Consider the following 13,826-nt stretch of genomic DNA (forward strand, 5'->3'; position numbering starts at 1 on the left):
GCTTATTTTTTTGTTACATCGAGTTCACGTTAATTATTCGTTTTTATAAAAATGCGTAGGAAATGCTTCTTCCGGTTTCGTCCTGAAAATATTGAGCAAAATCCACGATTTCAGAAAGCCATATCCGTACGAAAACATCTGGATATACGTCGCCATAATTGCCATGGAAGCAATGCTGATGTTGCGGGTTTTATAAAGCGCATGGAAAAATACGAGAAAAGTGTACAATCCAAAGATCACCAAAATAAATCCTTTGTGGAATGCAAAATATTCTGCAAATCCGAGAATATATCCTATCATAAATAATGACGGAAATGCAAAGGAAATCTTTACATAATCGGGATGTCGCTGATTAAGAATAGGTCTTGCACAACCGAACTGATAGACTTGTTTTGAGAATTTTCCGAAATCTACACGACGCTTGTGATAGACTCCAATATTTTCAAAAAAAGCTGTTTTGAAACCGTTTTCCCAAAGTGTCATGGACAAGTCTGGATCTTCGCCGATCCGCATATTGGAAAAACCGCCTACTTTTTCAAAAGCCGATTTTCGGACTCCCATGTTGAAACTTCTCGGCTGAAATTTTGTAACCGCTTTTTTACTACCCCGAATTCCGCCCGTTGTAAAAACCGAAGTCATGGAATAAGAAATCGCTTTCTGGATAATGTTAAAACCTTTATGCGCTTTATCTGCACCACCAAATGCATCACAAGATGTAGTAAGAATATTTTTTTTAATATTTTCGATATAGCCTTTCTCCACAATCACATCCGAATCCACAAAGACCAACCAGTCATTTTTGGCACTTCTTGCTCCGTAATTCCGTGTCAATCCGGGACCGGAATTTTCTTTTCTAAAATATTGAATTTCCAGATTTTCTTTGAAAACTTCGATGGTTGGTTTTAAATCTATTTGAGAGCCATCATCTACAATAATGATCTCAAATTCTTTATCCGTCTGAAAAGAAAACGACTGCAAGAGTTCGAAAAGTTCGTCTTTTCGATTGAAAATGGCGATAATAATGGAAATGGTTGGATTCAAAATTCTATATAAATATGTTGGATTTAAAATAAAAATACAAAACAGATGCTACCGAAAATAAAATGAGAGAAATACTAAAAAGTAAAAATTTAAAAACATTTTTAAAATAAAATAATCTCGAATGATAAAGAGCAAAAAAAATTAAAAATGATATAAAAAGTCCTATTAATGAGCAAACTATTATAGTTAAAGTAAAATTTTCTTTTGGCAACGGATCACCAAAAGTAATTAATAAAAAAATGATTGCCAATAGTATTAAAAAACCACTTATCTTCTCTACAATATATTTAAATTCTTTTGGTCGTTTATTTTTTTTGTCAGACTCAAAAGAAGTTGAATCTGAAGAAGATCCCAAACTCAATAAATTCAAAAAAAAATCTAAACCATCAAAAAAATCAAAATTCATAATTTTTATTTTCTAATTTTCATTGCTTTCTTCCTCATTTTCCTCTTCCTCTTTCACCTCAATTGTTTTTAAAACTTCTTCAGGATTTGGGATATCTTCTGCATGAATAGTTCGGAGAAATTCATTCTTTGGAGCAGACCAATGGATCAAACGATTTGCCTGATTTTGTACCGATTTTTCAAAAATATTCCGCACTACTCTTGCATTACCAAAACTTTCTGTTTTTATCCCATCAATTGAGGAAAATATATCTTTCAATTTTTCTACAGCATCTTCCGATGGTACAAAATCTGATTTTTTGCAAAAATTTTCAAAAATTAAAACCAACTGATCACTGGTAAAATGTTCAAAATAAAAATAACGGTTGAATCGGGAACGTAAACCCGGATTAGAATCTATAAAATATTCCATAGGCTTCATATATCCTGCCACAACTACTGCCAAATCGTCTCGGTTGTCTTCCATTCTTTTTATAATGGTATTCACCGCTTCTGCACCAAAATCATTAATCTGATTCTGAGAAAGTGAATAGGCTTCGTCCACAAAAAGTACACCACCAATACTTTCGTCCAACACTTTATCGGTTTTTATGGCGGTTTGCCCAACATATCCTGCTATCAATCCTTCTCTATCCGTTTCGTATAATTGTCCTTTGGATAAATATCCTAAATGTTTAAAAATTCTTCCCAAAAGTCTTGCCACTGAGGTTTTTCCTGTTCCGGGAGGTCCTAAAAATACGGTATGCAAAGCAATATCAATATTTTTCAAACCTTCTGCTTCTCTTTTCTTCTGAATTTCCAAAAGATTAATCAGTTCAGTAATATCTTTTTTTACTTTTTCGAGACCAACAAGTCCGTTCAGCTCATCCATTGCTTTTTCCAGCGTATCGTTTTCGGGAAGAAAAGAAATGGCGTTATTTTGCTGTTCAGGTTTGTTTTCAACCGGATTGGCTTCTTCTACTTTTAGTTCTACATTTTCCAATGTGGCAAAAGTTGCAAAATTCCTGAAATGCTCTTCCATTGCAGAAAAATTCGGATTTTTCAGTTCTTTAAGTGATGAAAGTATAATTCCACCATTATTTTGGAGCTGATTTTTCTGAATAATATTATCAATAACTGCTTCAAAATCTTTTGCCTGAATCAATTGGTTGAGTTTGGGCAAATCTTGTTCGGAAGCAAAATGATCGTTTCGCAATACATCGTAATAATACGCCAAAACAAATTTTGCAGTAGCCGTATCCGAACTTTTATACTGTTTGTATAAATATATACTATCCGAAAGAAAAATATGTTCAGCTTTGTAAAGAATGTCTTCTGAAATATTCAATTTTTTATTGACATGCTGAATAAATTGTGCATCACTATTCAATGATTTGCACAATTGCAATAGCTTTAGGTTTTCTTTTTCGATATTTTTAAAAAAATCTTTTGTGATGATTTCCTTGCTGTCGTTTAATAGCTCATCACTGATGAAATTTCTGAGAGAATTTACAGAATTTTCAAAAACCAAAAATGGATCAAAATTTTTCACAATACATTAGTTTTAAGAATTCATCATTTGCAGTACAATCTCTTTGTATAATTCTCTATGCTTATCTCCATATTCTTTCCAGGCGAGTCCCATTTCTCTCAGATCGTATTTTGCAATTATGGTTCCATAATTTTTTTTGGCTCCATCCACAACAGGATGACCAATAACATAAATAGATTGTGCAATTTCTATCGCTAGTTTTATATCATGTGTAGAAAACATAATAGTGTTATGCTCCGATTCATCACTCAGCATATTAAATGTTTTTTTTACCTCTTCGATATTTCCGACATCTAATCCAGAAAATGGTTCATCCAAAACTATATACCTGTCTGAAGAAAAAAGCTGCTCAATAATGGCTGTTCTTTGTCTTTGCCCACCGGAAAGTTCATTCGGATATTTATCCATACAACCTTCTATTCCCCATTTTACTGCGTATTCCTGTATTTTTTTACTTTTCTCTTCTTTAGACAAATTTGTTTTTCTCAAAGCATATTCAAAAGCCTGCTTCACAGTTTTATGCCTGAAAAGAGTATATTTTTGATCTACGAAACCTATATCTCCTTCTTCCACATTTTTAGCAGCATCTATTTCGTTTTTGGTAAAATCTTTAATCATAATTTTTCCGGTTTTAGGGGAAACCAAACCTGTAAGTGCTTTAAAAAAAGTGGATTTTCCTCTTCCCGATCTTCCAACTATGGCAATAATCTGCCCTGTATTTTCTACAGAGGGTCTTACTACATTTTTTTCTATAATGCTAATGTCTTTTATAACAACGTCTTTGTCATAAGCAACACTTAAATTTTCTATATACAATAACGTTTCTTCAAAATGAAATTCCATAGTTTATATTTTTGAATATCTGAAAAGAGCTTTTCTTAAAAAATTGATGAACCAGTCTAAAAATAAACCAATAAGCAAAATAATGATCTGCAAAGCAATGATTCTTCCATGATTCATAAATTTATCTGAATTTTTAATTAAAAATCCTAATCCTCCGGAAGCCACAACAATTGATTCCACTGTAACCAACATCATCCAAGTGATTGCAAGATTTTGTCTGATAACATCTATCACATAATCTATTCTGCCTAAAACGATTACCTGCCAAAGCACTTCAAATCGGGAACATTTTAAACTTTTTGCATGATCGAATTCTTCTTGCGGAATAGCAGAAATTACCGAAATAAGTGATGTAGTAAGAAAGGTCGTTAAAAATATTACCAAGATCCAAACCTGCATATTTCTGGCATCATGAATGACCATTGTAATATAAAAAGACAATCCTGTAAATGGCAAAAATCTTAGTTTCGTAACAAATTCTGAGATTGGTTTCAACAATGGTAATGGCCAACTGTAGGCAAATAACATAGATAAAATAACCGCCAAAATAATTGAAATAAAACACAGCTTCAAAGAATTGAAAATATGCACAACCAATCCTTCTTTATAAAGTTCTTCAAATCCTTTTAAAACCTGAGCCGGTGAAGGAAACAAATGTTTTTCTCCCATTGTGATCACAAACCACAATACAAATAATACGACAATCCAACCAACCAAAATAATAGTTTTGGTAGTTTTTGATACATTTTCGAAAGGGGTTACTAATTTTAGCATAACTGAAAAAAGGCTGCTTACGAAAGCAGCCTGTATTTTATTTATTGTATATTATTTTAAGAACGTTATTACTACTCTTCTGTTCTGTGCTTTTCCGGCTTCAGAAGTATTATCAGAAACAGGTTCATTAGATCCTTTTCCGTCAATAAGTTGGAAACGGGATTCCGGAACTCCTTTTTTCTTCAAATAATCTACTACAGCTTGTGCTCTATCTTTGGATAAAGTGAGATTTTTGTCTGCATTACCAACATTATCTGTGTGACCTACAATAGTAAGTTTAGAATTTTCAGCCTGAATAAGCAGGTTATAAATTTTTTCCAAATCACTAGTAGAATTATTCTGAATAGATGCACTACCGGAATTAAAATTAATTTTCCATTCTCCGGAAGCCATAACTTCAGTAGATTGTTTGCTGTAATCTGCATGATCCGCTGATGTAGATTCAATATCATTAATATTTTTCAGGAAGAATAAATTTACAGCATCTTCATAAGGAGTTACTTTTCCTACATTTTCATTAAATCCAAATGGATTAAGCTCCGTTAAATATCCTGAAACCTGATTGTAAACCGATTTGTATCTGTTCACTCCATCTGACATACCAAAATATTGCATAGCATCTGCATAATTGAATACTTTAGAACCACCCATATTGTAAGTAAGTCCGTTTTTAGATCCTTGTTGTCCTTTAAACATTTTATACCAATATTCCGGAGTTTCTAACTTGTATGTTTCTGCAACAGCTTCAGAAGCTCTTACTTTCCAGTCTTCATAATTTTTCATTTGGTTAGAAGCTGTAAGAGCCGATTTTAGAATATTAGAAACAATTTCAGGGTTTTTGGTTGCCCATTCTTTCACACCAATTAAAACTGCAGGCATTTGATTGTTAAATTCTTTTGTAGAAACAATATCCACAAAACCGGAAAGTTTATCAAAAACTTGTTTGTCTCCCGGAGTCCAAGTAGCACAACCATCAATTTTTTTAGAGACTGTTTTTCCTGTAAGTTTTCCGTTGTAAACTTCTTTTAAACTAACTGTCCAACCTGTTGTTTGAGATTTTATCAATTCTTCCGCAGATTTCATATAATCATCATTTTCAGACGGATAGATATTTACAGCATCAGCATCATACGTTGCAGGATCCGGATTTACTTTCAAACCGTTTGCAAAACAATAATTAACAGTTGTTACCCAGTCTCCGTCTCCCAAAACCGCAGAAATTACAGCTCCTTTCATAGATTTAGGATCTGTTTTCCAGTTTCGAGATCCTATCAATTTATCTTCCCCATAACTCATACCAACTGCTCCCATTACTTGAAGATGATATTTGTCTTTACCATATTTTTCGTCTAATGCTTTCTGAGCAGAACTAATGTAGAAAGGAGCACCATCACCCATTATCATTACTGCAAAAGCACTTTTGTCTGAAGATGGAAAAGCCTCACCTTTATCAAAATCTTCAATAAATTTCATCTGCATATTTCTAAGCTCTGATAACCAGTCTTGACGGATAATTTCAAGATTTACTCCATTTTTTTCCATCAAAGATCCTTTTGTGGTTTTCGGACCACCGTTTGATGCAATAATTCCGGATTGTGCATTCCAAGCATACCCTGCAATCCTTACTAATGGTTTCCCTGAAACTTCTGTAGATAGATCCTTTGAAGGAAGTTCTATTTTTTCAGCATTCGTTACGTTATTTACATCAGTTTTATTAAGATCCATTCCGTTAAGCTGTTTAGAAACAGCCGTCTTCAAACCGGGAGATAAGGCATAAATTGAGCCTAAAACAGCACCGATTCCCACAATTACAATTAATAATTCTGAAAGCGTAGTCAGTTTATTAATTTTTAAAATTTTTCCCATTTTATAGTTTGTTTTTTAATGTTTTAAATTATTAGAAAATATTACCGAAACCACCTGCATTGATTTTGTCTTCTTTAGACATTTTATAGTTCGGACTTGTATACTTTGTAGAGTCCGGAATCACGTTATCTCCGGTTTTTATTTTATCTGCCAAAGTATCGAGTTTTGTATACAATTCATCATTGTCTACAGAATATTGAGAGGTGAGAGCATCTATATCAATCAGATTTTCAGATGTTCTGGCAATATCTTGCGCAATGGTAGATGTTACTACTTCCAGTGCATACTCAAGTTCCCAATCCTTGGTAAACATCATGGCGCTTTTTGCAGATTCTGTAGCAGCTTTCGCATTTTTAGCAAATTCATATTCTTTTCTCAACATGGTAACCGTAGTATCAAAATCAGCAATTTTTATATCTATGGCCGTTCCTGCAAGAGTAAGTTTACGATCCATTTTTCCTAAAACATTGGCACGAACTCCATATTTTTGTATAAAGTTTTTGCTTTGCTCATATTGGTTAGAAACCCGTTGAGAATCGCTTAATTTCTTTGCTAATTCGCTTTGTAAGGCTACATATTCATCTGTATCTTTGGCTGCAATTCCGTGTTGTTTCACCATTTCATCCATTGCAGATTTTAGTCTTTCCGATTGTCTTTGAAGACTTAAAACCTGTTCTTGAAAATCTTTCGCTTCTTTTTCAGATTTAGCCGCTTCAATTTCCATTTCATTTTTTAAGCCTTTTAGTTTTGCTTTTGTACTTTTGAAAATTTCACGGTTTTTGAGCATTTTCTGCTTTTGCTCTTCCAGTTCATTAAAAGGATTGCTTTGTATTAACGCTCTGTGAATATTTCGGGTAAGAAATCGTAGTCCTTTCATTATCACAGGGTACATCATTACCAAAAATACTAGAAATACAGCTGTTGCCGAAAGCGCAATCGCTTGTCCTAACATTGTGAATAATGGTGGGATTATAAAAGTCCAGACCAGATATCCTCCAACTCCTAATAATCCTGCTAAAAGAGCATAAAAAAGTCCTTTTTCACCTTTTTTTAAAGTATCTTTACTAAGAGCTATTTCACCTTTAGATTCGTCGAAATGTTTTAGTATAGGTAATTCTGATAAAGCTGTTTTTTCTTGTTCGAATTTTGTATCCATTTTTATAAATATTGATTAATACCTGCAACAACGGTATTGATTGATTCTAATAATTTTTGTTTTGCTAAGTTATTGGCTTCTATTTTTTGTTGGATTTCCAGGAAAGCCTGTTTATTGTCTATATCAATTCTTTCCAGTTCCATACTTTTAGCCTGCAAATCACTTTGCAATTTTGAAATTTGACTTTGCAAATCGGCTATTTGTTTACTGAGATTATTCTTCTTGGCTACAATATCATTGTTCAGTTCTTTTTGCTTAGAATTTCCGATAACATCATAGTTCTGATATACCTTTTCAATTTCAGAAATGTAATATTGTGATTTATCCAGAAGGAATTGTTTGCTTATTTCCGGTCTCAATGATTTTCCCATAGCAAAAGCCATTTGATAGCTTTGCGGATTATTGACACCAACAGCTGTCACAGATTTATACAATTCAAAAAAATCAAACCCTTCATTGTTAAGACCCTCAAATCCTTTTTCGTAGACTTCTAAAATCTCACCAATAAAAGGATTATTACTGGTGTTTATAGTAGTAGAAGCTGTAGAATTTGGAAATCTATTATCATTCTGTGGTTCTGAAGATGTATTTTGTACTGATGATTGTGCTTGTTCTTTTTCATCATTTTCATTGATAAAAAGGCTTTTCCAACTAAAATTTTCTTTGCCCATTATTTATTAAATATTTTGTTTTCTACTTATTATACGAACGATTATCCTAAAGGTTACTAATTTAATAAAAATGTTTTTTAGTGGAAAGAACTATAATGTATTTTATGAATATCATAAATACACTTTACTGATCTTTATTTTTCTTCGTTCCTTCATACATTTCATATTGTAAAAAACGTGTTTCCAGCTTTCCGTTGAATAATTTTATCTTTCTGGAAGGACGAAGCCCGATTTTCTTTACAGCTTCCAGATCGGAGGAAATGAGCCATGCTAAAGTATTCGGATAGTTTTGTTTGAAGGTATCGCCTATTTTTTTGTAAAAATCTTCCTGATTTATCGAAATTCTTTCATCGTAAGGTGGATTGAAAACCATCAGTAACGGAAAAAGCTCTTTTTTGGAATCAAAGAAATTTTGCTTTCTCACTTCGATCACGTCTTCCATTTCGGCAGATTCTATATTCTTTTTTGCAATGGAAAGCATTTTGGGATCAATATCGTAGCCTATGATTTTTCCATCAAATTCTTTTACCCTATTGATTCGGAATTCTTTAATTTTTTTGAATAATTCTTCATCATAATTTCTCCAGTTTTGGAACGCAAATTTCTTTCTGAAAATCTGAGCCGGAAGATCCATCGCAATCATTGCGGCTTCTATTAATAAGGTTCCGCTTCCGCACATCGGATCCAGAAAATTTCCTTTTCCGTCCCAATTTGCAATTTGCAGCATTCCGGAAGCCAAAACTTCATTAATCGGAGCTTCACCTTGTTCTTTTCTGTATCCACGTTTAAACAAAGGATCTCCCGAAGAATCTAAAGAAATGGTGACCAATTCGCGATCAATATGCAAATGGAATTTAATATCCGGATTTTTGGTGTCAATATCAGGACGTTTTCGGAATTTATACTGAAAATAATCCACAATTGCATCTTTCATTTTCAGGGTCATAAATTGTGAATGCTTGAAACGTTCTGAGTTTACAGTGGCATCAATTGCAAAAGTCTGATCGAGATTCAGATAATCTTCCCAAGGAAATCGGGACAATTTTTCGTAAAATTTATGCTCGTTAAACGCTTTGAATTCAAGAACGGGAACGAGAATTTTCAACGCTGTTCTTGCAGAATAATTGATTTTATACAGAAAACCCAGATCTCCTTCACAATTCACGGCACGGTTTTTAATTTCCACATTTTTGCCTCCAAGTTTTTTGATTTCATTAGCTAAAATTTCTTCCAGTCCGAAAAAAGTTTTGATCTGTATGGATAGGTTTTCTGTGTTCATTTTTTTATTAAAAGATTTTATGATTTAAAAATTATAAAGATTTAAAGATTTAAAGATTCAACGATTTAAAAATTTAAAGATTCAACAATTTAACAATTTAACAATTTAACGTTTCAACGATTTAACGATTTAACGATTTAACGATTTAACAATTTAACGTTTTAACAATTTAACGTTTCAACAATTAAAAATAAAGAAGAAACCAATATTTCAATAAATTAAATCTTTAAATGCTTTAATGTTTAAGGCAGTTTGCCTCTAACCGCACAAATTTAGTTATTTTTGCAAAATGGATTGGTTCGAAACTTGGTTTGACACACCTTATTATCATATACTTTATCAAAATCACGACTTTAGGGAAGCCGAAGATTTTATTTCAAAACTAACAACAGTGCTGAAACTTCCCAAAAACTCAAAAATTATAGATCTGGCTTGCGGAAAGGGAAGACATTCTGTTTTCCTGAACAAACTCGGGTATGATGTTTTAGGACTTGATCTTTCTAAAAAAAGTATAGAGCATAACAAGCAGTTCGAAAATGAAACATTGAAATTTCACGTCCATGATATGCGAAAACCTATTGAAGGAAAAAAAGTGGATGCCGTTTTCAATCTATTTACAAGTTTTGGATATTTTGAAAGTGAAGAAGAAGATCGTGAGGTTTTTCGCTCTGTTGCCGATATTTTGAAATACGACGGCTATTTTGTTTTGGACTATCTGAACCAGAATTTTATCCGAAAAAATCTAATGCAAAATTCTTCGGTAATTAAAGATGGTATTATTTTTCAGATTAATAAAAAAATTGAAAATAATTATATCATCAAAAAAATTGATTTCAAACATAATGGACAAGATTTTCATTTCTTTGAAAAGGTAAAACTACACACTCCAGAAAAAATAAAGCAATACGCCGAAGAAGCCGGTTTTGAAAGAGTGAAAATTTGGGGAGATTATCAGTTGAATAATTTTGATGAAGAAACATCCACAAGATGCATCAATCTTTTTAAAATCAAGTATTTATAATTCAAAATTTAAGTATGATTATTTTTTTACTTGTAGTGAGTGTGATTGCAGGAGTTTTTCTTGGAAAATATTTCGGAAACAAAGAAAAATTTGCTAAAAATCTTTTGGTTTTAAGTGCTGGTTTTCTCATCACTATTTGTGTAAATGAAGTTTTTCCTGAAGTGTATTCCGGAGAAAAAAAAAGTATTGGACTTTTTGTAATTGGTGGTGTTCTTTTGCAGATGTTTTTGGAAAATCTTACCAAAGGTTTTGAACACGGTCACTTCCATTATGAACATGAAAATCAAAATATTCTGCCACTTGCTTTAATGACGGGAATGTTTATCCATGCTTTTATTGAAGGAATTCCTCTTGCTAATGAAAAACAGATTTTTTCACCTTATTTGTTGGGAATTTTATTTCACAATCTTCCAATTTCATTTGTTTTAGGGGTATTTTTGTTCAAGCATAAAACTACGTTTCCTGCAATTCTTATTGTCGTTTTATTTGCTCTTTCTTCGCCTTTAGGAATGGTTTTAGGAAAATATTTTGATCCAAATTTACAATCTTATTTCCTCGCAATTGTCGGTGGAATTTTTCTTCACATTTCATCCGTAATTATTTTTGAAAGCAATAAAAATCACAAAATGGACTGGACAAAAATTGTTCTTGTAATTACAGGTGTTCTTCTTGCAGTTGTAAGTCATTTTTTCCATAATGATTAAAAAAAACTCCGGATTTCTCCGGAGCCTCTATTAATCACTCATTACTCTATGCGCTGAATTAGAATTTCCAGCCCAGCGTAATAAAGAAATTATCTCGTGTGTTTTTCACTTTCGATACGATTGACGCATCCGATTCTACGATATAATCAGGTGAAAAATACCCTGAATTGTAATCAGCTGAACCTTGTAAGAAAGGATTGCTGTATTCTGATTTTATATTTTGATACGCTGCATCAACATAAAAAGATTTAAAATCATATCCTAAACCGAAAGCTAAAGTATTTCTTTTTCCAAGGAAAAGATTGTTATATGATCTATTTTCCGTATTTCCGCTATCTGTAAGTGAACTCACTGACATTGAGTTGAATGGATTTGAAGCAAATCCGTAACCTCCTCTCAATCGGAAATCTGAAATTCTGTATTCTGCACCCACTTTTACTTCAGATAGATTTTTATAATTATCTTTAAAGAAATTATTCAATTCTGTTTCTGCTGGTCCATATACTTTGTATTTAGGTTTTGTAATGCCTAAACTATAATCCACATTAATAGCAAAATTTTTATTGGCAACAAAAGCTGCACTTAGAGTAGCTTTCATAGGCGTTGTAAGTCTACGATCTTCATTACCTACACCATCTCCAAACTCAGAATCTCCATAAAAATTGTAAGCTCTGGATATATCCCACCAAGTTGGAGTCTCAATTGCAGCACCTAATCTAAAATTTTGATTTACTTTTCCTATAACTCCAACAGAAGCTGAAAATCCTCTTGAAGATTCTGAAAAAGGAGTATCTTGTTTCTCATAGGTATCCGTTGTTCCAAAAGTTTCCGATGCAAAAGCAGCAGTATCATATTGGTCAATATTTGCGGAATGTATATTTATCCCCGCTCCTACATAAACTTTATTATCATAGTTTGCTCCGAGACCAATACTTGTTTTGGACAAATGACCATAACGGTTGTATGCATGACCTTTAAAGGTAAGATTATCAACTGGGTCTCCATTTTCGTCTTCAATTCCGTAAACCAGATTATTATTTTCCGGAGTTTCTACATAATTTTCAATAGACTGAGAAGAATAGTTTACTCCAATATTTACAAATTTCCAAGGAGAGGATTCGCCAACCCCAAATACAGCTACACCGCCGATATTTCCCAAATCAGTATTATTGATTTTATAATCTATGGTTTTTCCGGCATAGCTAGAAGCATTTTTATTACTTTCAACACTTAAAGTAGCTGAAAAATCATTTGCAATACTCACTCCGATTCCCGCAGGATTGGAATTCATTGTTGAAAAATCTCCACCTAAAGCTCCCATTGATCTAGCCATTCCCTGATATTTAGAAGAACCATTGAGCGATGAATTGGAATATATTTCTACTGTATTTTTAATTGTGGATATATTTTGAGCCTGCGCAAAATAAGCAGCAGAAATACTCAAAACTACTAAAGTCTTTTTTATCATTTTTAAATGTAATTAATTTTACCTTCTGAAACCTCCTCCTGATCTTGAACCTCCTCCAGAATTTCCGGAATTAAAACCTCCACTACTTCCTGAAGATCTGAAACCACCACCTCCATTTCCTGATCTGAAACCGCCACTATTACTTCCGGAATTTGAAGGTGTATAACCTCCATTATCATTTCTATAATTATTATTCGGACGTGGATTCGGTGTATTATAATTTCGAGGATTGTTATTATTTCTAGGTTGTGACATACTTCTATAACGACCTCCGTTATTTAATGTACCTTGTGTTCCAGTTCTTGTACCATTGGTATTTGTTCTTGGAATATTTCCTACTCTGGTATTTCCTGATCTGAAGCCAGAATTCTGTATTTTACCAAAATTTCTTCCAAACCCTCCTGTTGCGCCACTTCTTCTATTGATGAAACCTGGAGCATTGTATGAGTTATATCCGTTGTGATAATGATAAGGATAATACCCATTATTTCCCCAATATGGATTATAACCTCCATACCAATAAGGATTATAACCACCATACCAGTAAGGATTATATCCATACCATCCCCAAGGTGAATTCCATCCAAAATCCCAATATGGATTATACCAATACGGACTGTAATAGCCACTCCATCCAAATCCTACTCCCCAACCGGAACCAAATCCCCATCCTCCAAATCCGGAATACAATCCATAAGGATAATTCCATCCCCAATCATAATAGTTGGTTTCGGATCCTGCATAACTTCCCCAATCCGAATATTGATTTTGTGAATTATTATTACCATTCCAATTTTTGTAACGGTCATATACAATATCTTCCTGGTCTGGCTCTACATAAGCAGAATCCTGATAATTGTAATATTCTCCTACTCTATTTCCACCGCCATACATATCCACACCTTCAGGAAGTGTATCTTTATTAGGATCATAGTATACTCCATCTGTTTCACTATATGCTCCCGGTTGAATTCCGCAAGAAACGGCAAGCAAACCAACAGAAATGGCTAAAATTCCTTTAGATTTTAGCATTTCAAAGATTTTTTTATGTATATTTTTTTTCATAA

The 13,826-nt window shown here is 33.0% G+C and carries 13 protein-coding genes; 2 read left to right on the top strand and 11 right to left on the bottom strand.

Annotated elements, in window-relative coordinates:
• Nucleotides 1-33 precede the first annotated feature (33 nt).
• The 9 genes from AC2A1C_RS08310 to AC2A1C_RS08350 all read right to left on the bottom strand — a co-directional run bounded on the left by AC2A1C_RS08310 (nucleotide 34) and on the right by AC2A1C_RS08350 (nucleotide 9,566).
• The gene (locus AC2A1C_RS08310; protein ID WP_484025187.1) at nucleotides 34-1,041 is read right to left on the bottom strand and encodes a glycosyltransferase family 2 protein; all 1,008 of its coding nucleotides are present in this window, start codon (nucleotides 1,039-1,041) and stop codon (nucleotides 34-36) included.
• Between the two features lie 4 nt (nucleotides 1,042-1,045).
• Nucleotides 1,046-1,447 carry a branched-chain amino acid ABC transporter substrate-binding protein gene (locus AC2A1C_RS08315; RefSeq protein WP_484025189.1) on the bottom strand — a complete coding sequence of 134 codons (402 nt, stop codon included), beginning with the start codon at nucleotides 1,445-1,447 and terminating at the stop codon, nucleotides 1,046-1,048.
• A gap of 12 nt (nucleotides 1,448-1,459) precedes the next feature.
• Nucleotides 1,460-2,977 carry an AAA family ATPase gene (locus AC2A1C_RS08320; RefSeq protein ID WP_484025191.1) on the bottom strand — a complete coding sequence of 506 codons (1,518 nt, stop codon included), beginning with the start codon at nucleotides 2,975-2,977 and terminating at the stop codon, nucleotides 1,460-1,462.
• 12 nt (nucleotides 2,978-2,989) lie between these two features.
• On the bottom strand, nucleotides 2,990-3,820 hold the full coding sequence (locus AC2A1C_RS08325; RefSeq protein WP_484025193.1) for an ATP-binding cassette domain-containing protein: 831 nt from the start codon (nucleotides 3,818-3,820) through the stop codon (nucleotides 2,990-2,992).
• A 3-nt stretch (nucleotides 3,821-3,823) separates the two neighbouring features.
• Nucleotides 3,824-4,594, bottom strand: a complete 771-nt coding sequence (locus AC2A1C_RS08330) for an ABC transporter permease (protein ID WP_484025195.1) — start codon at nucleotides 4,592-4,594, stop codon at nucleotides 3,824-3,826.
• 51 nt (nucleotides 4,595-4,645) lie between these two features.
• Nucleotides 4,646-6,460, bottom strand: a complete 1,815-nt coding sequence (locus tag AC2A1C_RS08335; RefSeq protein ID WP_484025197.1) for an OmpA family protein — start codon at nucleotides 6,458-6,460, stop codon at nucleotides 4,646-4,648.
• 31 nt (nucleotides 6,461-6,491) lie between these two features.
• Nucleotides 6,492-7,616, bottom strand: a complete 1,125-nt coding sequence (locus AC2A1C_RS08340; protein ID WP_484025199.1) for a hypothetical protein — start codon at nucleotides 7,614-7,616, stop codon at nucleotides 6,492-6,494.
• A gap of 2 nt (nucleotides 7,617-7,618) precedes the next feature.
• Nucleotides 7,619-8,287 carry a hypothetical protein gene (locus AC2A1C_RS08345; protein WP_484025201.1) on the bottom strand — a complete coding sequence of 223 codons (669 nt, stop codon included), beginning with the start codon at nucleotides 8,285-8,287 and terminating at the stop codon, nucleotides 7,619-7,621.
• 124 nt (nucleotides 8,288-8,411) lie between these two features.
• Nucleotides 8,412-9,566 carry a THUMP domain-containing class I SAM-dependent RNA methyltransferase gene (locus AC2A1C_RS08350; RefSeq protein ID WP_484025203.1) on the bottom strand — a complete coding sequence of 385 codons (1,155 nt, stop codon included), beginning with the start codon at nucleotides 9,564-9,566 and terminating at the stop codon, nucleotides 8,412-8,414.
• 289 nt (nucleotides 9,567-9,855) lie between these two features.
• Here AC2A1C_RS08350 and AC2A1C_RS08355 point away from each other — a divergent pair, with 289 nt between their 5' ends.
• Entirely contained in the window at nucleotides 9,856-10,587 is a 732-nt protein-coding gene (locus AC2A1C_RS08355) for a class I SAM-dependent methyltransferase (protein WP_484025205.1), read from the top strand.
• Nucleotides 10,588-10,601: 14 nt separating this feature from the next.
• Nucleotides 10,602-11,291, top strand: a complete 690-nt coding sequence (locus AC2A1C_RS08360; protein ID WP_484025207.1) for a ZIP family metal transporter — start codon at nucleotides 10,602-10,604, stop codon at nucleotides 11,289-11,291.
• A 58-nt stretch (nucleotides 11,292-11,349) separates the two neighbouring features.
• Here the strand turns inward: AC2A1C_RS08360 and AC2A1C_RS08365 are convergent, their stop codons facing one another.
• Both AC2A1C_RS08365 and AC2A1C_RS08370 read right to left on the bottom strand, forming a co-directional pair.
• Complete coding sequence (locus AC2A1C_RS08365) at nucleotides 11,350-12,759, bottom strand: OmpP1/FadL family transporter (protein ID WP_484025209.1); 1,410 nt, start codon at nucleotides 12,757-12,759, stop codon at nucleotides 11,350-11,352.
• 18 nt (nucleotides 12,760-12,777) lie between these two features.
• Nucleotides 12,778-13,824, bottom strand: a complete 1,047-nt coding sequence (locus tag AC2A1C_RS08370; protein ID WP_484025211.1) for a prolyl-tRNA synthetase — start codon at nucleotides 13,822-13,824, stop codon at nucleotides 12,778-12,780.
• Nucleotides 13,825-13,826 lie beyond the last annotated feature (2 nt).

The sequence above is a fragment of the Chryseobacterium sp. HNCC26DJ241 genome, from assembly GCF_057180505.1.

Bases quoted from the DNA above. Each gene is read 5' to 3' on its own strand.
- AC2A1C_RS08370 (WP_484025211.1), bottom strand. From the start codon at position 13,824: ATGAAAAAAAATATACATAAAAAAATCTTTGAAATGCTAAAATCTAAA.
- AC2A1C_RS08350 (WP_484025203.1), bottom strand. From the start codon at position 9,566: ATGAACACAGAAAACCTATCCATACAGATCAAAACTTTTTTCGGACTG.
- AC2A1C_RS08335 (WP_484025197.1), bottom strand. From the start codon at position 6,460: ATGGGAAAAATTTTAAAAATTAATAAACTGACTACGCTTTCAGAATTA.
- AC2A1C_RS08340 (WP_484025199.1), bottom strand. From the start codon at position 7,616: ATGGATACAAAATTCGAACAAGAAAAAACAGCTTTATCAGAATTACCT.
- AC2A1C_RS08360 (WP_484025207.1), top strand. From the start codon at position 10,602: ATGATTATTTTTTTACTTGTAGTGAGTGTGATTGCAGGAGTTTTTCTT.
- AC2A1C_RS08345 (WP_484025201.1), bottom strand. From the start codon at position 8,287: ATGGGCAAAGAAAATTTTAGTTGGAAAAGCCTTTTTATCAATGAAAAT.
- AC2A1C_RS08330 (WP_484025195.1), bottom strand. From the start codon at position 4,594: ATGCTAAAATTAGTAACCCCTTTCGAAAATGTATCAAAAACTACCAAA.
- AC2A1C_RS08315 (WP_484025189.1), bottom strand. From the start codon at position 1,447: ATGAATTTTGATTTTTTTGATGGTTTAGATTTTTTTTTGAATTTATTG.
- AC2A1C_RS08365 (WP_484025209.1), bottom strand. From the start codon at position 12,759: ATGATAAAAAAGACTTTAGTAGTTTTGAGTATTTCTGCTGCTTATTTT.
- AC2A1C_RS08325 (WP_484025193.1), bottom strand. From the start codon at position 3,820: ATGGAATTTCATTTTGAAGAAACGTTATTGTATATAGAAAATTTAAGT.
- AC2A1C_RS08355 (WP_484025205.1), top strand. From the start codon at position 9,856: ATGGATTGGTTCGAAACTTGGTTTGACACACCTTATTATCATATACTT.